Below are 20,173 nucleotides of genomic sequence, written 5' to 3'. Positions count from 1 at the left end.
CTTATCGGGCCTCGGTGTCCGCGGCCAGATAGGCATCGATCAGCCGCCGCACCGCCGCGGGAGCCGCTTTCGATGGGCGGCCGCCATTCAGCTCGAACAGCTGCGCGGACACCAGGCAACCTTCAAGAATCAACAACAGGGCGTCGCCCAGGCCCGCCGCGTCGCTCGCACCCGCGGCGGCGGCCATGGCGCGGAAGCGGCGTCGCAATTCGCGCTTGTTGTTTTCCGCAACCTGCCGCGCCGGATGTATTTGCGCCTGGTCGCTGGTGCGCGGATACTCGACAGCGGCATTGCTCATGCCGCAGCCGCGGTAATCGGGTGACTCGGTGCGGCCGGCGATGTAGGTGAAATACGCGATGAACTGGGCGCGCGGGTCGCCTTCATAAGGCGCGATGACCTGCTCGAAACGCGTGAAGAACTGGCCGTCGTATTCACGCATATAGGACGCCGCCAGTTCGTCCTTGGAGCCGAAGCTGCGATACAGGCTGGGTTTGGTGACGCCGGCCCGGGTAACGATCTCGTCGACGCCGACCGCCCGTATGCCCTCGCGGTAAAACAGGTCCGACGCCGTGCGCTGGATGCGTTCCGCCGCGCGCATCGGTTTTTCGGTAGCCGCGGGAGCCGTCGCGCCAGATGCCGGGGAGGGCGTTTGCGATGGCGTCGGCGCAAGCGTTTTCGTGGTCATGAATGTCCTTGACATAGCTACAGCCAGATCCGTATTATGCGCCAATCTGAAACGTACCGGTCAGTAACATGAATTCAGCAAGCCAGCAGCAATCGCCCCGGCGGCCTTCTTTCAGGCAGAAGTTCGGGCAGAAATTCGGCCAGAAGTATGCCTTCGTTGTCGTCGCCATCGCCTTCCTTGCCCTGCTGGCGGGCGCCGGCCAGCGATCCGCGCCGGGCGTGCTGATCGTGCCGTTGGAAAACGCTTTTGGCTGGAGCCGCGACATCACGTCCCTCTCCGCGGCGATCGGTATATTCCTGTATGGCCTGGTGGGACCGTTCGCGGCCGCGCTGATGCAGACCTATGGTGTGCGTCGTACGCTGTTGTCGGCCCTGGTGCTGATGACCGTGGCCACGGGGGCCAGTGCCTGGATGACGCAACCCTGGCAACTGATCGTCAGCTGGGGCGTACTGTCCGGCGTGGGGACCGGCTGCGTGGCCATCGTGTTCGGGGCCACCGTGGTCAATCGCTGGTTCGTCAAGCACCGCGGCCTGATGATGGGCTTGCTGACGGCCAGCACCGCCACCGGCACCTTGATTTTCCTGCCCGGCCTGGCCGCCCTGGCCGAAAGCGGGGGCTGGCGTCCCGTGGTGCTGACCATTTCCGCCGTGTGTCTTTGCCTGTTGCCCCTGGCCTGGTTGATCCTGCCGGAGCGGCCGGCTGACGTGGGCATGGTGCCTTATGGCGCCGATGCGGACTACAAGGCGCCCGCGCCCGTGCATACCAACCCCCTCAAGGCGGCGTTCTCGGTGCTGGGCCGGGCGGTGCGGACGCGCAACTTCTGGTTCCTGTTCGCCACCTTCTTCATCTGCGGCTTCACCACCAATGGCCTGATCGGCACCCACTTCATTGCGCTGTGCAATGACCAGGGTATCGCCGAGGTGCGCGCCGCGGGCCTGTTGGCGGTGATGGGGCTGTTCGACCTCGTCGGCACCACGGCGTCGGGCTGGCTGACCGATCGCTACGATCCGCGCAAGCTGCTGTTCGTCTATTACGGATTGCGCGGCTTGTCGCTGATGTTCCTGCCGTTCTCGGATTTCTCCATCTATAGCCTGGGCATCTTCGCGGTGTTCTACGGCCTGGACTGGATCGCCACGGTGCCGCCCACGCTGCGCCTGACCGTGGAGTCGTTCGGCGAGCGGGATGCGCCGATCGTGTTCGGGTGGATCGTCGCCGGCCACCAGTTGGGGGCCGCCAGTGCCGCCTTCATGGCGGGCGCTGTCCGTGCCGCGCAGGGCAGCTACCTGAACGCTTTCCTGATCTCGGGTGCCACGGGCGTCATCGCCGCCTTGATCGCCTTGCAGGTGCGCAGCGCCAGAGCCGGGCGGGTGGCGACCGCGTGATATGTACGCAAAAGCCATAGACATGGTTTTTATCGAGGATTAATATACGCAACGCGTACATATCGCAAACGCGTATACAACCTCCTCAGGACCGACCATGTCCATCTCCCAGCAAGCTTTCCTGCGCGACGCCATGCGCCGCCTCAATTTGACGCGTGACGTCTTCGCCACGCGTATCGGCGTCAAGCGACGCGCTCTAGATACCTGGCTGTTGCCGGAAGGCTCGCAGGAATTCCGCACCATGCCGGAAGTGGTCGAGCGTTTCGTCTCGGAAATCGTGCAGAACAATGTCCTGCTCGAAAAGTATACGCAGAGCGCCCAGTCCGGGCCGTTGCGCGACCGCATCAGCGTCGAGGGCCGGCCACAACTGCTGTCGGTCGACCAGTTCACGCGCGAATCGGTGGAAGACCTGTTCCGCGTTGCGGACATGATGCAGCCCATCGCGCGCCGCCAGAAAATATCGCGCGTGCTGGAAGGCGCGGTGCTGGGCAACCTGTTCTTCGAAGCCAGCACCCGTACCCGCGTCAGTTTCGGTTCGGCGTTCTGCCGCCTGGGCGGCTCGGTGTGCGACACCACCGGCTTCACGTTCTCTTCGATGGCCAAGGGCGAGTCCATCTACGACACCAGCCGCGTGATGAGCGGTTATGTCGACGCCATGGTGATTCGCCATCCTGAACAAGGGTCGGTGGCGGAATTCGCGCGTGCCACCAATATCCCGGTGGTCAACGGCGGCGACGGCCCCGGCGAGCATCCGAGCCAGGCGCTGCTGGACCTGTACACCATCCTTACCGAATTCTCGCGCCTGGGCAAGCTGCTGGACGGCGCCCACATCGCCATGGTCGGCGACTTGAAGTATGGCCGCACGGTGCACTCGCTGATCAAGCTGCTGGCGCTGTATCGCGGCGTGAAGTTCACGCTGGTGTCGCCGCCCGGGCTGGAAATGCCGGCGTATATCGTCGACACGGCTTCGCGCAACGGCAACGTGATCGAGCAGAAGACGTCGCTGGCCGACGGTCTGTCGGGCGCGGACGTGATCTACGCGACGCGCGTGCAGAAGGAGCGTTTCGTCGACGAGGCGCAGGAAGGCTATACGCCGGATTTCCAGATCAATCGCGCCACCATCGATGCCTATTGCGGTCCCGATACCATCGTCATGCACCCGTTGCCGCGCGACAGCCGTCCGGGCGCCAACGACCTCAGCGTAGATCTGAATCACGATCCACGCCTGGCCATCTTCCGCCAGACCGATAACGGGATCCCTATCCGCATGGCCATCTTTGCCGTGCTGTTGGGGGTGGAAGGCCTGGTGCAGCACTCGATGCGCGATGTGACGTGGCAGCATCCCTCGCACGTCGGACCCGACGATTCGGTGTTCCACGGTTTGGAGTAAGCTCGTCGTACCGCGCCCGGCGCGGTCTCCGAAGGCACTCTCGCCCATGGGGCGGAGTGCCTTTTTGTTTGCCGGGTCGCCCACGGGGTCGGCCCGAGGGGCTTTATTTCATTTGCCGGCACTGGGAGTCATGGGTGCTTATCGTCGAGGATCTGCATAAGTCCTTCGTCACCGCGCAGGGGGCGCTACCGGTATTACGCGGCGTCGATCTGCGCCTGGCCGCGGGCGAAAGCCTGGCGTTGACGGGGGAGTCCGGCAGCGGCAAGAGCACCTTGCTGCATCTGATTGCCGGGCTGGACTATCCCGATGGCGGACGCGTACTGGTCGATGGCGAGGTGCTGCACGCGCGGCGCGAGGCGGGCCTGGCTCAGTGGCGCAGGACGGGCATCGGACTGGTGTTCCAGCAATACAACCTGATCGGCAGCCTGGATGTGGCGGCCAACCTGGATTTCCAGGCACGGCTGGCGGGGCGCCACGACGCCGCCTGGACAGGGCATCTTGCCGAGCGTCTGGGGTTGGCGGCCTTGTTGTCGCGTTATCCGGAGCAGTTGTCCGGCGGACAGCAGCAGCGGGTCGCCATCGGGCGCGCGCTGGCAAGCCGGCCAGGGTTGGTGTTGGCCGACGAGCCTACCGGCAGCCTGGACGAGGCGAGCAGCGATGTGGTGCTGGACCTGTTGCTGGCGCTGGTGCGTGACGCGGGCAGCAGCCTGCTGATGGTGACGCACAGCGCGCGCATGGCCGCCCGCCTGTCCCGCCGCGTGACGCTGCATCTGGGGCGGGTGAGCGGGGACGAGCGGGGCGCGATCCCTGCCGATGCTGACGGCAATGCCGGGGGCGATGCCGGCACGGGTAGCAATGTGAGTGCATCGTCCAACGATGCGCCCATGGCGACGGTGCGCAAGTAATGCGTGTGTTCTTTTCCTGCATGCGGGCGCTGGCGGGCCATTGGCGTCGACATCCATTGCAATGCGCCAGCATCGTGAGCGGCCTGTGGCTGGCGACGGCTTTATGGAGTGGCGTCCAGGCATTGAATGCGCAGGCGCGCGCTGACTATGCGCGCGCCAGTGCGGTGCTGCTGGGGCCGGCGCAGGTGCAATGGCTGCCGCGCCAGGGCGGGCTGCTGGATCAGCGTGTCTATGTTGAACTGCGGCGGGCCGGTTGGCAGGTCTCGCCCGTGATCGAAGGCGTTTTGCGCTTCGCCGGCGCGCCGCCGGTATCGTTGCGGGTCATGGGCATCGAGCCCTTGAGCCTGCCGGCGGGGACCGAAGTGGCGGGGCAGGTCGCCAAGGCCTTCGATATGGGGACTTTCATCGGCGCACCAGGGCAAGTCTGGGCGGGGCCCGACACGCTGCGCCGCTTGGGCCTGCGCGAGGGCGACAGGCCGGTGACATTGGATGGGGAGCAATTGCCCGTCCTGCATGTGCAGCCCGATCTGGCGCCGGGCGTGCTGGTGATGGATATAGGGCATGCGCAGGCGTTGCTGCGCGAGCCAGGCAAGGCATCGCGATTATTGGTTGCAAGCGGGCCGGGCGACCGCGTCGGGCAAACTGCCCAGCCATCCCAGCCAACGTCACCCACGCAATCCACCCAATCCACCCAATCCACCCAATCCACCCAATCCACCCAATCCACGCAATCCACGCAATCGACCCAGTCCACCCAATCCGCGCAAGCGGCGGAACTCACTCCGCCCGCGCCGTGGGCGGACAGCCTGGTGATGGCGCGGTCGGAAGATCGCGACGATCTGGGCCGCCTGACCGAAAGCTTCCATCTCAATCTCACCGCCTTGGGCATGCTGGCCTTCATCGTGGGCTTGTTCATCGTGCATGCGTCGATCGGCTTGGCGTTGGAACAACGGCGCGGCCTGCTGCGCACCCTGCGGGCTTGCGGCGTCAGCTTGCGGGCATTGATGGCGGCCCTGGGTGTGGAACTGGGCTTGTTCGCGCTCGCAGGCGGCCTGGCGGGCGTGGCCAGCGGCTACCTGCTGGCCGGTGTGCTGCTGGGCAATCTGGCGGCCAGCCTGCGCGGCCTGTATGGCGCCGAAGTCGCCAGCCACTTGAGCCTGCCCGCATGGTGGTGGGCCGCCGGCATCGGCATGACGCTGTTGGGGGCCTTGGTAGCGGGCGCGGACAGCCTGTGGCGCGCGGCGCGCCTGCCTTTGCTGGCCATCGCCCGGCCGCAAGCCTGGCGCTCGACGCAGCTGACGCGGCAACGGCGTCAGGTGGCCTGCGCGGCGCTGCTGGCGGTGCTCGCGGCGGCATGCGGAATAGGGGGCAACGGCCTGGCCAGCGCGTTCGCCATGCAGGCGGCGATTCTGCTGGGCTCGGCTTTGCTGCTTCCCGCGCTGCTGGATGCGCTGCTGGCCGCGGGCGCGCGCCACGCACGCGGGCCGCTGGCGTCCTGGTTCGTGGCCGACAGCCGGCAACAGTTGCCCGCCTTGAGCCTGGCTCTGATGGCCTTGTTGCTGGCCCTGGGCGCCAGCGTCGGCGTGGGCGGCATGACCGAAGGATTCCGCAAGACCTTCGTGGGCTGGCTGGACCAGCGCTTGTCGGCGGACATTTACCTGAATCCGCGCGACAGCGCGCAGGGTGTGGATGCCGTGCAGTGGCTGCGGACGCGATCCGAGGTGCGCGCGGTGTTGCCGCAATGGCGCGCCGTCACGAATGTGCGCGGTTGGCCGGTGGAGTTGCAGGGTGTCGTCGATGATCCCGAGACCGTGCGGCAATGGCCGCTGCTGGAGCAATCCGACGATGCCTGGCGCGCCGTCGCGGCCGGCCGTGGCGTCATGGTCAGCGAGCAACTGGCGCGCCATCTGGGGTTGAAGATAGGCGATACGTTCAGCTTGGGGAACGACGGCGGACCCTCGGCAACGCCGGCGACCTTTACCGTCGTGGCGCGTTATGCCGATTACGGCAACCCACGGGGACATGTGCTGATGGACGCCGCGGTGTTGCGGCGGCTGAGTCCGCAAGCCGTGCTGCGCAGCGTGAACATCTATGTGGCGACCCCCGCGCGCGACGGCGACCGGGCGGTACAGACGCTGCGGGAAGCACTCGAACAGCGTTACGGCGGCGATGGCATGCAGGTCGCCGAGCAGGCCTCCATCAAGCTGTGGTCCACGCAGGTGTTCGAACGCACGTTCGCCGCGACCGGCGCGCTGAATACCTTGACGCTGGGCGTGGCCGGCATTGCCCTGTTCATCAGCCTGCTGACCTTGAGCCAGGGCCGGCTGGCGCAACTGGCGCCGCTGTGGGCCTTGGGCGTGCCCCGGCGCCAACTGGCGTGGCTGGCATTGGGGCAAGTGTTGACCTTGTCGCTGCTGACCGTGCTGTTCGCCATGCCGTTGGGGGTTCTACTGGCCTGGACCCTGGTGGCAGTGGTCAATGTGCAGGCGTTCGGTTGGCGGCTGCCTTTGTATGTATTTCCCGCGCAGTTGCTGGTGCTCGGGTTGATGGGCTTGCTGACGAGCCTGCTGGCCGCCGCATGGCCCGTGTGGCAATTACGCCGGCGCCAGCCCGCCGAATTGATCAGGCAGTTCGCCGATGAAACGTGACGTGATGCGATGGCGCGCGGTGGGTGCTGGCATTGGCGCTGCCATGGGCACGCTGAGGGCCTGTGTCCAGGCAAGATCTGGGTTACTTGCGCCGCTGCTCGTTGCCGCAGCACTGCTTGGCGGATGTGACGATGCCAAGGCACCCCAGGCGTCGAATGCATCGAATGCCGGCTACGCCGGCCTGGGGCGTGACGCGGCGGATTATGCGCAGGTCACGCGTGGCCGGCCGTTGGTCTTTCCGCAAGATCATGGTCCGCATGATGGCTATCGCATCGAGTGGTGGTACGTGACGGCGGATCTGAAGGACGAGGAGGGCCGCGACTGGGGCGTGCAATGGACCTTGTTCCGTTCGGCCCTGCGCCCTGGTGCCGAGCAGGCCGGCTGGGATAGTCCGAACGTGTGGATGGCCCACGCAGCCCTGACCGACGCCAACTCCCACCAATTCGCCGAAAAATTCGCGCGCGGCGGCATCGGCCAGGCCGGCGTCCAGAGCAGGGTGTCCCAACCGAGTGGCGAATCTCCTTTCAATGCATGGATCGACGACTGGTCATTGCAAGGCCCGGATATCGATCATCTGACGATGCAGGCGGGTGGCAAGGATTTTGGCTATCGGCTGGATCTCAAGGCCGATGGGCCGCTGGTACTGCACGGCGATGCCGGCTATAGCGAAAAGTCGGGGCAGGGCCAGGCGTCGTATTACTACAGCCAACCTTTCTATCGAGTCAGCGGCAATGTCGAACGCGCGGGCAAGGTGCATCACGTGCAGGGAACGGCATGGCTGGACCGCGAGTGGAGCAGCCAGCCCTTGTCCGCCGACCAGCGGGGCTGGGACTGGTTTTCGCTCCATCTGGCCTCAGGCGCCAAGGTGATGCTGTTCCAGGTGCGCCAGGCCAAGGGGGCGCCGTATCGCGCCGGTACGTGGATAGGCCCGGACGGCCATTCGATCGCCTTGCGGGGCGAGCAGATCCAGCTGGATCCCCTGGCGTGGAGCCAGCTGGACGACGGCCGCAAGCTTCCCACCAAATGGCGGGTGCGCATCGCCGGCGCGGCTGGCGCTGGCGGCGGCGACGTGGATGTCACGGCCGAGGCCCTGCAATCCAAGGCATGGATGGGAACGTCCTTCCCTTACTGGGAAGGTCCGGTGCGCCTGGCACCGGGAGGAACGGGATATCTGGAGATGACCGGGTATTGATCTGACCAGGCAATAGCCCGGGACCGCCGGCCCGTGAGAACCGGATACTGAAGGCAGGGCGGGGCAATACGCCCCATCCCGCTCAGATCCCTTTTTTCTCGCCGCCCAGTGCTTCCACCATTTCGGCCATCAGTTTGGCCAGCTCGCCCGTCATCAAGGCCATGTCGGAGTCGAACTTCTCGTCGTCGTTCTGCGCCATGGTGTCCGTGTTTTCCTTGAGTACATCCAGCGGCGCGACGCGCTTGACGTCCAGGCCTTCGGTCAGGACGAAGGAAATGCGGTCGGACCAGGTCATGGCCAGGCGCGTGCACTGCTTGCCGTTCTGGATATGGCGGCGCACGTCGTCGGTATCGATGGAGTGCTTGACGTAACGGATCGCCGCACCGCTGTCACCGGACGATTTCAGTTCGGTGTCCTGGTCGATGCTGAAATTCGACGGCGCTTCGTCAGAGGCCAGCCAACCGGTCATGGCCGAAGCCGGCGACTGGTTGACGTACAAGCCTTCGACCGGGAAAGGGTCGATGCTCTTGGCCAGCAGGCCCAGTACCTCATCGGCCTTGGCCGAGGCGGCGGCGTCGATCACCATCCAATGATTCTTCGGGTCGATCCACACGCGGGTGTCGCGGTAGATGCTGAAGGCCTTGGGGAGCAGCTCGTCGGTGACGCGCTCCTTGATCTCCTTCATCTGCTTGCGGCCGGGCTTATAGCCCTGCTGTTCCTCGATTTCCTGGGCGCGCGCCTTGGTCACCTGGTTGACCACGGTGGCCGGCAGCAGTTTCTTCTCGGCGCGCAGCGCCAGCAGGATCTGGCCGTTGACGACGTGCGCAAGGCCGCCGTTCTCGCGCGGAGCGATCCAGCCCAGGCTCTGCATTTCCAGGTTATTGCCGCCCTGATAGGCGTGCTTGGCGAGCGCGTCTTCCAGTGCGTCGCCCAAGACGGTCCAGGGCGCGGAGAGACGGTAGATCTTTAGATTCTTGAACCACATGGCGTCGGGCAAAAGGGTGGATTCTATACGACATGGGCCGTGTCGCCGATCATGACACTGGACACGTTCTGTCACTGACACGCCAAAAGGCGCGCGGTATCTTCCGCCGCATCTCTTCTCATCCTTAAGCGAGTGCCGCCATGAAATCCACGACCATTATTGGAGCCCTGCTGATCGTGCTGGGTATCGCCGCCCTGGTCTACCGGGGCTTCAGCTACAAATCCGAAGACACCGTGCTGCAGATCGGGTCGGTGAAGGCCACCGCGGAAACGGAGAAGTCCGTGCCTATCCCGGGCTGGGCGGGCATTGCCGCCATCGTGGTGGGCGTGGTGGTGGTCGGTGCCGGCATGCGAAAGTAAATAGGATTTTTCAGGACGGTGTCAGAGGCGGGCACTTAGACTGCCGGCTCGGAAGACGGTCATGCAACCCGTCAAAGGACGATTGATCCCCCTGTCCTTTGGCCGCATGCACGCCCTCTGACACCGATGCCGCGCTCCCCGCGAGCCTTAAAACAGCGCGACATCGTGTGCTCCCGTAGCGGCCCTGCCTAACAGGCGGGCCGTTTTTTTTTGTCCGGCCAAAAAAAAGCTCCCGTGGGGGAGCTTCCAAGGCCAGGCAGGTGCAGCATCCTGCCCGGCAGGGGACGTGGGCAGCGGCGCGCGAGGCGCCACGCCCGGGTATCCGTCAGTCGTTCAAATCGACATCCTTGGTTTCGCGGATGAACAGGGTGCCGATGACCAGGGTCATGGCGGCGATGACGATGGGGTACCACAAGCCGTCATAAATGTTCCCGGTTGCCGCCACGATGGCGAAGGCCAGCGGTGGCAGGAAGCCGCCGAACCAGCCGTTGCCGATGTGATAGGGCAGGCTCATCGACGTGTAGCGGATGCGGGTGGGGAACATCTCCACCAGCATGGCGGCGATGGGCCCGTACACCATGGTCACGTAGATCACCAGGATGGTCAGCAGCACCACGGTCATGACGTTGTTCGCCTGCGCGGGATCGGCCTTGGCGGGATAGCCGTGGGTGCGGATGGCCGCCGTCAGCGTCTTGTCCATGTCGGCGACCTTGGCCTTGAAGTCTGCCGTCGGCACGCCGGCCCCTTCGAACGAGGTGAACTCGTCGTTGCCGATGCGCACCTTGGCCACCGAGCCCGCGGGTGCGGTCTCGTTCTTGTAGTTGACCGAGTTGCGCGCCAGGAAGGACTTGATCACGTCGCAGGAGCTGGTGAACGACGACGTGCCCACCGGATTGAACTGGAAGGAGCACGTGGCCGGGTCGGCGAACACCGTCACCGGCGCATTGGCCTGGGCTTTCTCCAGCGCCGGGTTGGCGAAGTGCGTGATGCCCTGGAAGATGGGGAAGTAGGTCAGTGCCGCGATCAGGCAGCCCGCCATGATGATGGGCTTGCGGCCGATACGGTCGGACAATCCGCCGAAGATCACGAAGAAGGGCGTGCCGATCAACAACGCCACCGCGATCATGATGTTGGCGGTGTTGGCATCGACCTTCAACGTCTGCGTCAGGAAGAACAGGGAGTAGAACTGCCCCGTGTACCAGACCACGGCCTGGCCGGCGGTCAGGCCCAGCAAGGCCAGGATCACGACCTTGAGGTTCTTCCATTGGCCGAACGATTCGGTCAGCGGCGCCTTGGAACCCTTGCCTTCTTCCTTCATGCGCTGGAAGGTGGGCGATTCGCTCAACTGCATGCGGATCCACACCGAAATCGCCAGCAGGACAAAGGACAGCAGGAAGGGCGCACGCCACCAGCCCCAGGAGTCGCGGAAGGCTTCTTCGCCGGCGTAGCTGCGCACGCCCAGGATCACCAGCAGGGACAGGAACAGGCCCAGCGTCGCGGTGGTCTGGATCCAGCTGGTATAGAACCCGCGCCGGCCCATCGGTGCGTGCTCGGCCACGTAGGTGGCCGCGCCGCCGTACTCGCCGCCGAGCGCCAGCCCTTGCAGCAGGCGCAGCACGATCAGGCAGATGGGCGCCAGGATGCCGATGGATCCGTAGCTGGGCAGCAACCCCACCAGGAAAGTGGACAGGCCCATGATGACGATGGTGACCAGGAACGTGTATTTACGCCCGACCAGGTCGCCCAGCCGGCCGAACACCAGCGCGCCGAACGGCCGCACGGCAAAGCCCGCGGCGAAGGCGAGCAGGGCGAAGATGAAGCCCGCCGTCGGATTGACCCCCGAAAAGAAGTGCATGGCGATGATGGGCGCCAGCGACCCGTACAGATAGAAGTCGTACCACTCGAAAACAGTACCCAGCGACGACGCGAAAATTACCTTGCGTTCGTTGCGGGTCATGGGTGGGGCGGCAACCCCTCCCCCTGCGCGCGGCATGGATGCGGTGCTCATGATGTCTCCTCGAAGGGTGGCCGGCGATCGGGCGCCGTGCTCTTTCTCCCGGTCGATGGTTATCAATCCGGGTCAGGCTGCAAGGTAGGACTTGAGACTGACGAGGGACTGACGTTTTTATAAGACGTCATTCTAAAAGTGTATCTTTATGTAAAGAAGGCGCCAGAGGGAAGGTCACCGTGAACCGGGTGCCGGGCGTTGCGCTTGCAACGCCGGCGTCAGCGGCGGGCCCGGCGCTACCTGCGCTACCTGCGCTATCTGTGCTATCTGCGCTATCGGTGTTATCGGTGATCCTCACCACGGCATCGTGCTTGCCGGCGATCTCGCGCACGATGGCCAGGCCCAGTCCGCTGCCATCGGCCTGGGTGCCCAGCACGCGGTAGAAGCGGTCGAAGACCCGTTCCCGTTCGGCCAGGGGGATGCCGGGACCGGAGTCCTCGACGTCCAGCACAGCGTAATTTCCCTGGCGGCGCACCCTGACGGTGATGCGGCCGCCGCGCGGCGTATAGCGCAGGGCGTTGTCCAGCAGGTTGTTCAGCAGTTCCCCCAGCAGGATGGGATTGCCCGCGATGGGAACCGCGCCGTCCGGGTCCTCGAAGCCCAGATCGGTGCGCAGGGCCAGGGCCTGCGGCGCCCACTGCGTGGTGTGCTCGCGCGCGACCTCGGCCAGGTCGATGGGCGTCATGCCCACCGCGGCGGGGTTTTCGGCATGGGCCAGCAGCAATAGTTGATTGACCAGCCGGGTCGCGCGTTCGGACCCGGTGACCAGCTGGCGCAGGCTGGCCTGCATCTCGTCGGCGCTGGCATCGCGCAGGGCCAGTTCGGCCTGGGTGCGCAGCCCGGCCAGCGGGGTCTTCAACTGGTGCGCGGCATCGGCGACGAAGCGGCGCTGGGTCTGCACCGTGGCCGACAGCCGGTCCAGCAGATCGTTGATGGCGCCGACCAGGGGCGCGATTTCGGTGGGCGCGGCACGGTCGTCGATGGGCGACAGGTCGTCGGGGCGCCGTGCCCGCAAGCGCTGCTGCAACGCGTTCAGCGGCGCCACGCCGCGCGACAGGCCGAACCACACCAGGAGCACCGCGATGGGCAGCACCACGAACTGCGGGATGATGACCCCCTTGATGATCTCGTTGGCCAGTTGCGCGCGCTTTTCACCGGTTTCGGCCACCAGCACCGTGAGCAGATGCCCGGCGGGGCCCTGGGCGTCCGCCGGGGTACCCGGATCCACCCGCGTGTAGGCCACCCGGATGGCGAATCCCCGCAGGCTGTCGTCGTCGAAGCGCACCACGCCCGGTTCCACCGTGCTGGCCGCCTTGGGCAGGGGCAGGCCGCGATCGCCCGCCACGTAACGGCCCTGGCTGTCGACCACCAGCCAGAACAGGCTGGCGGTCTCGTCGGCGCGCAAGGCCTGCCGCAGCGTGTCGTTCATGGGCAGGGCCGGCTTGCCGTCCACGACGCGCGCCTGGTGGGCCAGCAGGTTCACCGTGTTGGCCAGCGAGCGGTCGTAAGGGACGTCGGCAATGTGCTGCGCCACCACGTAAGTGATGGCCACGCTCATCGGCCACAGCAGGAACAGCGGCGCCAGCATCCAGTCAAGGATTTCGCCCAGCAGGGAACGGCGCGGCGGGCGGAAGCTGGGGCCGCGTGCGCCCGCACGCACCACTTCCAACGCTTCCTGGTTCAGCGCGGGGGGCGACGCCGATTCAGTTCGAAAGAAAGCTCGCACCGGGTTCCCGTTCAAGGCAATAGCCCAGGCCGCGCACCGTCATGATCTTCACGCCGCTGGGTTCGAGCTTCTTGCGCAGGCGATGCACGTAGACTTCGATGGCGTTGGTGCTGACTTCCTCGCCCCATTCGCACAGGTGGTCCACCAACTGGTTCTTGCTGACCATGCGGCCGCTGCGCATCAACAGGATTTCCAGCAGGCTGACTTCGCGCGCCGACAGGTCCAGGGTCTGTTCGTCGACCATGGCCACGCGGCCGGTCTGGTCGAACACCAGCCGGCCGTGGCGCACCAGGGTGGCGCCGCCGCCGGCGCCGCGCCGGGTGAGTGCCCGCACGCGCGCTTCCAGTTCGGACAGGGCGAAGGGCTTGGCCATATAGTCGTCGGCGCCCAGGTCCAGGCCCTTGACGCGCTGTTCGACGCTGTCGGCGGCGGTCAGGATCAAGACCGGCAAATGGGAATTGCGCGAGCGCAGCCGGCGCAGGACTTCCAGGCCGGCCAACTGGGGCAGGCCAAGATCGAGGATCAGCAGGTCGAAGGCCTGGGCGGACAGCGCCAGGTCAGCGGCCATGCCGTCGCGCACGGCATCCACCGCATAACCGCCGTGGCGCAATGAGCGTGACAAGCCGTCAGCCAGGATGCTGTCGTCTTCAGCAATCAAAATACGCATGGAACCGGGCTCGCTGGGTGTTGGTTATTTGAGGTCGCAGCCAGGGCGAACCGGATTCGTGTCCGGTTTTTTGTCTATCTCCACACTTCCGGCACGATTCTGGCATGGCCCGGCGGGCTTGCCCATATCGGGAATACGCGAGCAGTATCCTGGACGGGATCCCAGGACGGGCTTGCCACACTGGGTTTTTGTCCAGTAGAATCCAATGCCATAATCCAGCATTCGCCAAACCGGACTCAGACAGGACACCTTAATGGACGACAAAAACAGCAAGGGCGCCGCCGCCGAAAAAGCCAAGGCATTGGCCGCCGCGCTCTCGCAGATCGAAAAGCAGTTCGGCAAGGGTTCGATCATGCGTTACGGCGACAACGAGGTATCGCACGATATCCAGGTCGTCTCCACCGGTTCGCTGGGCCTGGACATCGCCTTGGGCGTTGGCGGCCTGCCGCGCGGCCGCGTCGTCGAAATCTATGGCCCGGAATCGTCGGGCAAGACCACGCTGACGCTGCAGGTCGTTGCTGAAATGCAAAAAATCGGCGGCACCTGCGCCTTCGTCGACGCCGAGCATGCGCTCGACGTGCAATATGCCGCCAAGCTGGGCGTCAACCTGACGGACCTGCTTATTTCGCAGCCCGACACCGGTGAACAGGCCCTGGAAATCACGGACGCGCTGGTGCGTTCGGGTTCGGTCGACCTGATCGTCATCGACTCGGTGGCGGCCCTGGTGCCCAAGGCGGAAATCGAAGGCGAAATGGGCGACTCGCTGCCCGGCCTGCAGGCGCGCCTGATGAGCCAGGCCCTGCGCAAGCTCACCGCCACGATCAAGCGCACCAACTGCATGGTGATCTTCATCAACCAGATCCGTATGAAGATCGGTGTGATGTTCGGCAACCCCGAAACCACCACCGGCGGCAATGCGCTCAAGTTCTACTCCTCCGTGCGTCTGGACATCCGCCGTATCGGTTCGATCAAGAAGGGCGACGAGGTGGTCGGCAACGAAACCCGCGTCAAGGTCGTGAAGAACAAGGTGTCGCCGCCGTTCAAGCAAGCCGAGTTCGACATCATGTACGGCGCGGGTATTTCGCGTGAAGGCGAAATCATCGATCTGGGCGTGCAGGCGGGCGTGGTCGACAAGTCGGGTGCGTGGTACAGCTACAACGGCGAGCGTATCGGCCAGGGCAAGGACAATGTGCGCGAGTACCTGAAAGAGCACAAGGAGATGGCGCTGGAGATCGAGAACCGGGTGCGCGAGAACCAGGGTGTGGTCGTTCGTGCCAATACCTTCGCTGCCACCGCGGCGGAAGCCGAAGAGGATTGATCCAGCATGAGCTGGGGCTCCGGACCCTCGCGCTCGCGCCGGGCTGGTCGGTCCGGCGCCGATGATGACGATGACGGTGGCTTCGAGCAGTTGGCCCCGGGGAAATCTTCCGGGACCGATGCTGGCTCCAGCGACGTTGACGAAGACGGGTACACGCGGACGTCGCGTTCTACCCGCCGTTTCAAAAGCTCCCGGTCGTCTCCTTCACATGCTCGAGCGGACGACAGCGGGGGGGGCGAATTCGACGCTGACGGGAGCGCTCAGGCCGCTACCCCCACGCGCAGCGGCCCCAGCCTGAAGGCACGCGCGGTAGGTTTCCTGTCCCGGCGCGACTATGCGCGCAATGAGATCGCGAGCAAGCTGAAGCCGCACGCCGACAGCGAGGACGAACTCAACAAGGTCCTTGACGACCTGGAGCGGGAAGGGTGGCTGTCCACCGAGCGCTTTGCGCAAAGCCTGGTCCATCGACGCGCCGACCGTCAAGGCGCCGCCCGCATCGTGCAGGAACTACGCGCCAAGGGCGTGGCCGAGGCCCAGGTAAGCGAGCTGCAGGAAAACCTGCGGGCTACTGAATACGAACGGGCCCGTGCGGTGTGGGACAAGCGCTTCGGCGAGCGGCCCGCCCCCGGCGATCGCAGCGCGTATGCCAAGCAGGCGCGTTTCCTGGCGGGCCGCGGCTTCGCCCACGACGTCATACGCCGCATCCTGGGCGGCAGCGACGACGACGAGTAAAACGACGTTTCGCGTCACGCGCTGCGTTTGCCCGGCTTTTTCCTCAGAGCCCGCGGCCGGCGCGCAGCGGGCATCCAACGCCCGCCGCGCCACTGCTACGCTCAGCCCTTATGGTCCCGTTGCACAGCCTTGATACCCGTCAGGTTGCGGAAGCACACTTCACGGGCGATCTTCAGGAAGTCCTTGATATACGGCGAGTCCATGTCCTCTGACCGCACGGCCGCGGACAGCGTGCTCCACAAGCCTTGCGGGCCCAGCGGTTTCACCCGCAACCAGCCCTGGTCCAGATATTCCGTCAACGCCCAGTTGGGCAGCGCCGCCACGCCCCGGTTGCTGGCCACCAATTGCACGATGATGGGCGTCAGCTCGGCCTTGCGTACGCCTGCGGGTTCCACGTCGGCCGGATCGAGAAAGCGCGTGAAGACGTCCAGCCTTTGCTTGTCCACCGGATAGGTCACCAGCACCTGGTCGGCCAATTGTTCCGGCTGCACATAGCGCGCGTGGGACAGGGGATTGGCTTCGGACATCGCCAGCACCATTTCATAGGTGAACAGCGGTTCGTATTCCAGCGCCTCCAGCGGTTGCGGGTCCGAGGTGATCACCAGATCCAGGTCACCGCGCACCAGCGCGGGCAGGGGGGCGAAGGAAAACGCCGCCGACAGGTCCAGCGCAACCTCCGGCCATTGGGCGCGGAAGGCGTCCAGGGCCGGCATCAGCCACTGGAAGCAGGAATGGCAGTCGATGGCGATGTGCAGGCGGCCGGTGCGGCCGGCGGCCAGCCTTTGCAGCTCGCGTTCGGTGGCGCGTATCCGCGGCAGGACGTCATCGGCCAGGGCCAGCACACGCAGTCCCGCCGTCGTCAGGCGTGCGGGCCGGGTGCGGCGGTTGAGCAAGGGCGTGCCCAGACGGGCTTCCAGTTCACGCAGTTGATGCGACAACGCGGACTGCGTCAGGTGCAGCCGCTCTGCGGCTTCCAGCAGGCTGCCACCGTCGCGGATGGCTGCCAGCGTTTCAAGGTGGCGAATTTCGAGCATGGATTTGTATGAACTGATTTCATGAAATTAATGCAGAGATTGATTTTGCCTCAAGTTCCGTTGCGCGCACAATGGCTGAACTTGAACAGGCCTCTCTTTATCTGAAAAACCATGACGATCATTCATAATTCGGATTCCCGCGTATCGGTGCCCAGCGCGAACTGAAGCGTGCGGTCGAGGCCTACTGGGCCGGCAAGTCGACCCAGGAAGAATTGGCAGCCACGGGCCGCGAACTGCGCGCCCGGCATTGGAAATTACAGGCCGATGCCGGCATGGCGTTCGTGCCGGTGGGCGATTTCGCCTGGTACGACCACATCCTCGAATGGACCACGCTGCTGGGCGCCGTGCCCGCGCGCTTCGCGCAGAAGGACGACCAGCCCGTCACGCTGGACACGCTGTTCCGCATGGGGCGTGGCCGCGCGCCGACCGGTACGCCGGCCGCCGCGTGCGAGATGACCAAGTGGTTCGACACCAACTACCACTACATCGTCCCGGAACTGACTCCCCGCCAGACTTTCCGCGTGGCGCGCAATGCGCTGTTCGACCAGGTCCGTGAAGCCCAGGCCTTGGGCCACGGCGTCAAGGTGGTGATTCCCGGCCCGCTGACGTGGTTGTGGCTGGGCAAGGGCGACGCTTTCGGTGCCGGCGCGGGCGACGAAGGCAAGCTGGCCCTGCTGGACGCACTGCTGCCGGTCTACGCCGACGTGCTGGGCCGCCTGGCCAGCCTGGACGTCGAATGGGTGCAGATCGACGAGCCCATCCTGGCCCTGGACCTGCCCGCCACGTGGCGCGCCGCCTATGGCCGCGTTTACGCCGACCTGGCCAAGGCGCCCGTCAAGCTGTTGCTGGCGACGTACTTCGACGGCCTGCAAGACAATCTGCAGACCGCCGCCGCGCTGCCCGTGGCCGGCCTGCACGTCGACCTGGTGCGTGCCCCCGAGCAATTGGCCGGCGTGCTTGCCGCCCTGCGTGCCGACCAGGTGTTGTCGGCCGGTGTCATCAATGGCCGCAACATCTGGCGTACCGACCTGGACGCCGCCCTGCGGACGCTGGCGCCGGTACGCCAGCAATTGGGCGAGCGCCTGTGGCTGGCGCCGTCGTGCTCGCTGTTGCACGTGCCGGTGGACCTGGCCTTCGAGACGGAGCTGGATCCGGAGCTCAAGAGCTGGCTGTCGTTCGCGGTGCAGAAGCTGGACGAGCTGGGCGTCCTTGGCCAGGCGCTGGGCGGCGCCAGCACCACCGCCGTGCAGGAGAAGCTGGCCGGCCAACGCGCCGCCCTGCAGGCCCGCGCCAGGTCGCCGCGCATCCATAACCCCGCCGTCGCTGCCCGCCTGGCCGCGTCCGCCGACGTCGAATTGGCACGGGTGGCCTTTGGCGAGCGTATCGCCCGGCAGCAGGCGGGGCTGAAGCTGCCTGCCTATCCGACGACCACCATCGGCTCCTTCCCGCAGACCCAGGAAATCCGTGCCTTGCGCCGGGACTGGAAGGCTGGCGCGCTCAGCGACGCCGCCTATGAAAACGCCATCCGCAAGGAAATCGAGGAAGTCATCCGCTTCCAGGAAAAAGTGGGCCTGGACGTTCTGGTGCACGGCGAGCCCGAGCGTAACGACATGGTCGAATACTTCGGCGAGCTGCTGGCCGGTTTCGCGTTCACCAGGAATGGCTGGGTGCAGAGCTACGGCTCGCGTTGCGTCAAGCCGCCGGTGATTTTTGGCGACGTGGCCCGTTCCGCGCCGATGACGGTGGCGTGGTCGGCCTATGCGCAATCGCTGACCGAGAAGCCCGTCAAGGGGATGCTGACCGGCCCGGTCACCATCCTGCAGTGGTCCTTCGTGCGCGACGACCAGCCGCGTGCCCAGACCTGCCGCCAACTGGCGCTGGCCCTGCGCGACGAAGTGGTCGACCTGGAGCAGGCCGGCATCCGCGTCATCCAGATCGACGAGCCGGCCATCCGGGAAGGCCTGCCGCTGCGCCGGGCCGACTGGCAGGCCTACCTGGACTGGGCGGTCGATTGCTTCCGGCTGTCCACCAGCGGCGTGCGGGCCGACACGCAGATCCACACCCATATGTGCTACTCGGAGTTCAACGACATCATTGAATCGATCGGCGCCATGGATGCGGACGTGATCACCATCGAAACCTCACGGTCGAATATGGAACTGCTCAAGGCCTTCGAGGACTACCGCTATCCGAACGACATCGGGCCGGGCGTCTATGACATCCACTCGCCCAACGTGCCGGAAGTGGGCTGGATGGTCGACCTGATGCGCAAGGCGGCCGCGCGCCTGCCGAAGGAAAGGCTGTGGGTCAATCCGGACTGCGGTTTGAAGACGCGCGCCTGGCCGGAAACCGAAGCCGCGCTGGTGAGCATGGTCGACGCGGCGCGCAAGCTGCGCGAGGCGGCCTGAGCGGGCATGGACACCGAGTGAAATTCCAGGGGGCGGAACCGCGGGGTTCCGCCCCGCTTTTTTCTGAAATGCGGCCCGGGTTATACTTTTCAGGTTTTGTTGCCTTGCAACAACCTGACCTTGGTCGAACCGCATGCCTTTGCCGCCGCCGGACACCTCACGCACCCCGTTGCACACACGATCCATTCGTGTGCAGGGCTTTGCGCGCGACGACGGCCTGTGGGACATGGAAGCGGAGCTCATCGACGTCAAGGACTACGACTTCTCCAGGAGCGACGGCACGGTCATGCACGCCGGTCGCCCTATACACCATATGCACCTGCGTATTACCATCGACGATAGCTACACCATCGTCGCGGCGCAGGCTGCCTACGATGCCGCCCCCTATGGCGAGCATTGCACCTGCATCGAAGCGGCCTACCAGGACCTGGTCGGCATGAATCTGGTGAAAAATTTTCGTCAGAGCGTCAAGGAAAGGTTTGGCCGCGTGCAGGGCTGTACTCACATGTCCGAGTTGTCCCTGGTGCTGCCCACCGCTGCGGTGCAGGCCATGGCCGGCCGGCGTCGTGAGACAGCCGAAACATCGCGGAAGCGGCCCTTCCAGCTGGATGGCTGCCATGCGCTCGACGTCACGGGCCCGGTGGTCCAGACGCATTACCCGAAGTGGTACGTCGGCGAGGACAACGCTGACCAAGCCACCTCAGACCCTTCTTTTTTGACCCATACGACCTGAC

General features: G+C 65.3%; 15 protein-coding genes and 1 pseudogene. 10 read left to right on the top strand and 6 right to left on the bottom strand.

Annotated elements, in window-relative coordinates; all coding sequences use genetic code 11:
• Position 1: 1 nt before the first annotated feature.
• Positions 2–685 (bottom strand): TetR/AcrR family transcriptional regulator, encoded by a 684-nt coding sequence (locus CEY05_RS09215; RefSeq protein WP_088598176.1) that lies wholly within the window; start codon positions 683–685, stop codon positions 2–4.
• 68 nt (positions 686–753) lie between these two features.
• Between CEY05_RS09215 and CEY05_RS09210 the strand changes: the two genes are divergently transcribed.
• From CEY05_RS09210 to CEY05_RS09190, 5 genes are all read left to right on the top strand, one after another.
• On the top strand, positions 754–2,067 hold the full coding sequence (locus tag CEY05_RS09210; protein WP_088598175.1) for an MFS transporter: 1,314 nt from the start codon (positions 754–756) through the stop codon (positions 2,065–2,067).
• A gap of 97 nt (positions 2,068–2,164) precedes the next feature.
• On the top strand, positions 2,165–3,457 hold the full coding sequence (locus tag CEY05_RS09205) for an aspartate carbamoyltransferase (RefSeq protein ID WP_088598174.1): 1,293 nt from the start codon (positions 2,165–2,167) through the stop codon (positions 3,455–3,457).
• 134 nt (positions 3,458–3,591) lie between these two features.
• Complete coding sequence (locus tag CEY05_RS09200; RefSeq protein WP_088598173.1) at positions 3,592–4,362, top strand: ABC transporter ATP-binding protein; 771 nt, start codon at positions 3,592–3,594, stop codon at positions 4,360–4,362.
• Entirely contained in the window at positions 4,362–7,010 is a 2,649-nt protein-coding gene (locus CEY05_RS09195; protein WP_088598172.1) for an ABC transporter permease, read from the top strand. The genes CEY05_RS09200 and CEY05_RS09195 overlap by 1 nt, the downstream gene beginning before the upstream one ends.
• On the top strand, positions 7,000–8,202 hold the full coding sequence (locus CEY05_RS09190; protein ID WP_198952727.1) for a lipocalin-like domain-containing protein: 1,203 nt from the start codon (positions 7,000–7,002) through the stop codon (positions 8,200–8,202). Before CEY05_RS09195 ends, CEY05_RS09190 begins: the two co-directional genes overlap by 11 nt.
• 82 nt (positions 8,203–8,284) lie before the next feature.
• On the opposite strand, the gene CEY05_RS09185 is transcribed toward CEY05_RS09190, so the two are convergent.
• Positions 8,285–9,187, bottom strand: coding sequence for a recombination-associated protein RdgC (locus tag CEY05_RS09185; protein ID WP_088598577.1), 903 nt, complete (start codon positions 9,185–9,187; stop codon positions 8,285–8,287).
• Between the two features lie 140 nt (positions 9,188–9,327).
• Here CEY05_RS09185 and CEY05_RS09180 point away from each other — a divergent pair, with 140 nt between their 5' ends.
• Complete coding sequence (locus CEY05_RS09180; RefSeq protein WP_057652543.1) at positions 9,328–9,546, top strand: hypothetical protein; 219 nt, start codon at positions 9,328–9,330, stop codon at positions 9,544–9,546.
• Positions 9,547–9,871: 325 nt separating this feature from the next.
• Here CEY05_RS09180 and CEY05_RS09175 read toward each other — a convergent pair whose 3' ends face one another.
• The 3 genes from CEY05_RS09175 to CEY05_RS09165 all read right to left on the bottom strand — a co-directional run bounded on the left by CEY05_RS09175 (position 9,872) and on the right by CEY05_RS09165 (position 13,947).
• Positions 9,872–11,554 carry an MFS transporter gene (locus tag CEY05_RS09175; RefSeq protein WP_088598171.1) on the bottom strand — a complete coding sequence of 561 codons (1,683 nt, stop codon included), beginning with the start codon at positions 11,552–11,554 and terminating at the stop codon, positions 9,872–9,874.
• A gap of 127 nt (positions 11,555–11,681) precedes the next feature.
• Positions 11,682–13,142, bottom strand: a complete 1,461-nt coding sequence (locus tag CEY05_RS09170) for a sensor histidine kinase (RefSeq protein ID WP_088598576.1) — start codon at positions 13,140–13,142, stop codon at positions 11,682–11,684.
• A 115-nt stretch (positions 13,143–13,257) separates the two neighbouring features.
• Entirely contained in the window at positions 13,258–13,947 is a 690-nt protein-coding gene (locus tag CEY05_RS09165; protein WP_088598170.1) for a response regulator transcription factor, read from the bottom strand.
• Positions 13,948–14,200: 253 nt separating this feature from the next.
• Between CEY05_RS09165 and recA the strand changes: the two genes are divergently transcribed.
• Positions 14,201–15,265, top strand: coding sequence for a recombinase RecA (gene recA, locus CEY05_RS09160; protein WP_088598169.1), 1,065 nt, complete (start codon positions 14,201–14,203; stop codon positions 15,263–15,265).
• A 6-nt stretch (positions 15,266–15,271) separates the two neighbouring features.
• Positions 15,272–15,997 (top strand): recombination regulator RecX, encoded by a 726-nt coding sequence (gene recX, locus CEY05_RS09155; RefSeq protein ID WP_088598168.1) that lies wholly within the window; start codon positions 15,272–15,274, stop codon positions 15,995–15,997.
• 101 nt (positions 15,998–16,098) lie between these two features.
• Here recX and CEY05_RS09150 read toward each other — a convergent pair whose 3' ends face one another.
• Positions 16,099–17,031, bottom strand: coding sequence for a LysR family transcriptional regulator (locus CEY05_RS09150; protein ID WP_088598167.1), 933 nt, complete (start codon positions 17,029–17,031; stop codon positions 16,099–16,101).
• Between the two features lie 111 nt (positions 17,032–17,142).
• On the opposite strand from CEY05_RS09150, the pseudogene metE reads away from it, so the two are divergent.
• Together metE and CEY05_RS09140 are read left to right on the top strand one after the other, a co-directional pair.
• Positions 17,143–19,439 (top strand): annotated as a pseudogene (gene metE / locus CEY05_RS09145) (5-methyltetrahydropteroyltriglutamate--homocysteine S-methyltransferase).
• A 133-nt stretch (positions 19,440–19,572) separates the two neighbouring features.
• The gene (locus CEY05_RS09140; protein ID WP_088598166.1) at positions 19,573–20,172 is read left to right on the top strand and encodes a DUF2889 domain-containing protein; all 600 of its coding nucleotides are present in this window, start codon (positions 19,573–19,575) and stop codon (positions 20,170–20,172) included.
• The last annotated feature ends 1 nt before the right edge of the window (position 20,173 follow it).

Source organism: Achromobacter sp. HZ34, assembly GCF_002209485.1.
Lineage (GTDB): Bacteria > Pseudomonadota > Gammaproteobacteria > Burkholderiales > Burkholderiaceae_B > Bordetella_C.
This window is presented reverse-complemented; position numbering and strand designations above follow the sequence as displayed.

Bases quoted from the DNA above. Each gene is read 5' to 3' on its own strand.
- CEY05_RS09215 (WP_088598176.1), bottom strand. From the start codon at position 685: ATGACCACGAAAACGCTTGCGCCGACGCCATCGCAAACGCCCTCCCCG.
- CEY05_RS09210 (WP_088598175.1), top strand. From the start codon at position 754: ATGAATTCAGCAAGCCAGCAGCAATCGCCCCGGCGGCCTTCTTTCAGG.
- CEY05_RS09205 (WP_088598174.1), top strand. From the start codon at position 2,165: ATGTCCATCTCCCAGCAAGCTTTCCTGCGCGACGCCATGCGCCGCCTC.
- CEY05_RS09195 (WP_088598172.1), top strand. From the start codon at position 4,362: ATGCGTGTGTTCTTTTCCTGCATGCGGGCGCTGGCGGGCCATTGGCGT.
- CEY05_RS09190 (WP_198952727.1), top strand. From the start codon at position 7,000: ATGAAACGTGACGTGATGCGATGGCGCGCGGTGGGTGCTGGCATTGGC.
- CEY05_RS09185 (WP_088598577.1), bottom strand. From the start codon at position 9,187: ATGTGGTTCAAGAATCTAAAGATCTACCGTCTCTCCGCGCCCTGGACC.
- CEY05_RS09180 (WP_057652543.1), top strand. From the start codon at position 9,328: ATGAAATCCACGACCATTATTGGAGCCCTGCTGATCGTGCTGGGTATC.
- CEY05_RS09175 (WP_088598171.1), bottom strand. From the start codon at position 11,554: ATGAGCACCGCATCCATGCCGCGCGCAGGGGGAGGGGTTGCCGCCCCA.
- CEY05_RS09170 (WP_088598576.1), bottom strand. From the start codon at position 13,142: ATGCTGGCGCCGCTGTTCCTGCTGTGGCCGATGAGCGTGGCCATCACT.
- CEY05_RS09165 (WP_088598170.1), bottom strand. From the start codon at position 13,947: ATGCGTATTTTGATTGCTGAAGACGACAGCATCCTGGCTGACGGCTTG.
- recA (WP_088598169.1), top strand. From the start codon at position 14,201: ATGGACGACAAAAACAGCAAGGGCGCCGCCGCCGAAAAAGCCAAGGCA.
- recX (WP_088598168.1), top strand. From the start codon at position 15,272: ATGAGCTGGGGCTCCGGACCCTCGCGCTCGCGCCGGGCTGGTCGGTCC.
- CEY05_RS09150 (WP_088598167.1), bottom strand. From the start codon at position 17,031: ATGCTCGAAATTCGCCACCTTGAAACGCTGGCAGCCATCCGCGACGGT.
- CEY05_RS09140 (WP_088598166.1), top strand. From the start codon at position 19,573: ATGCCTTTGCCGCCGCCGGACACCTCACGCACCCCGTTGCACACACGA.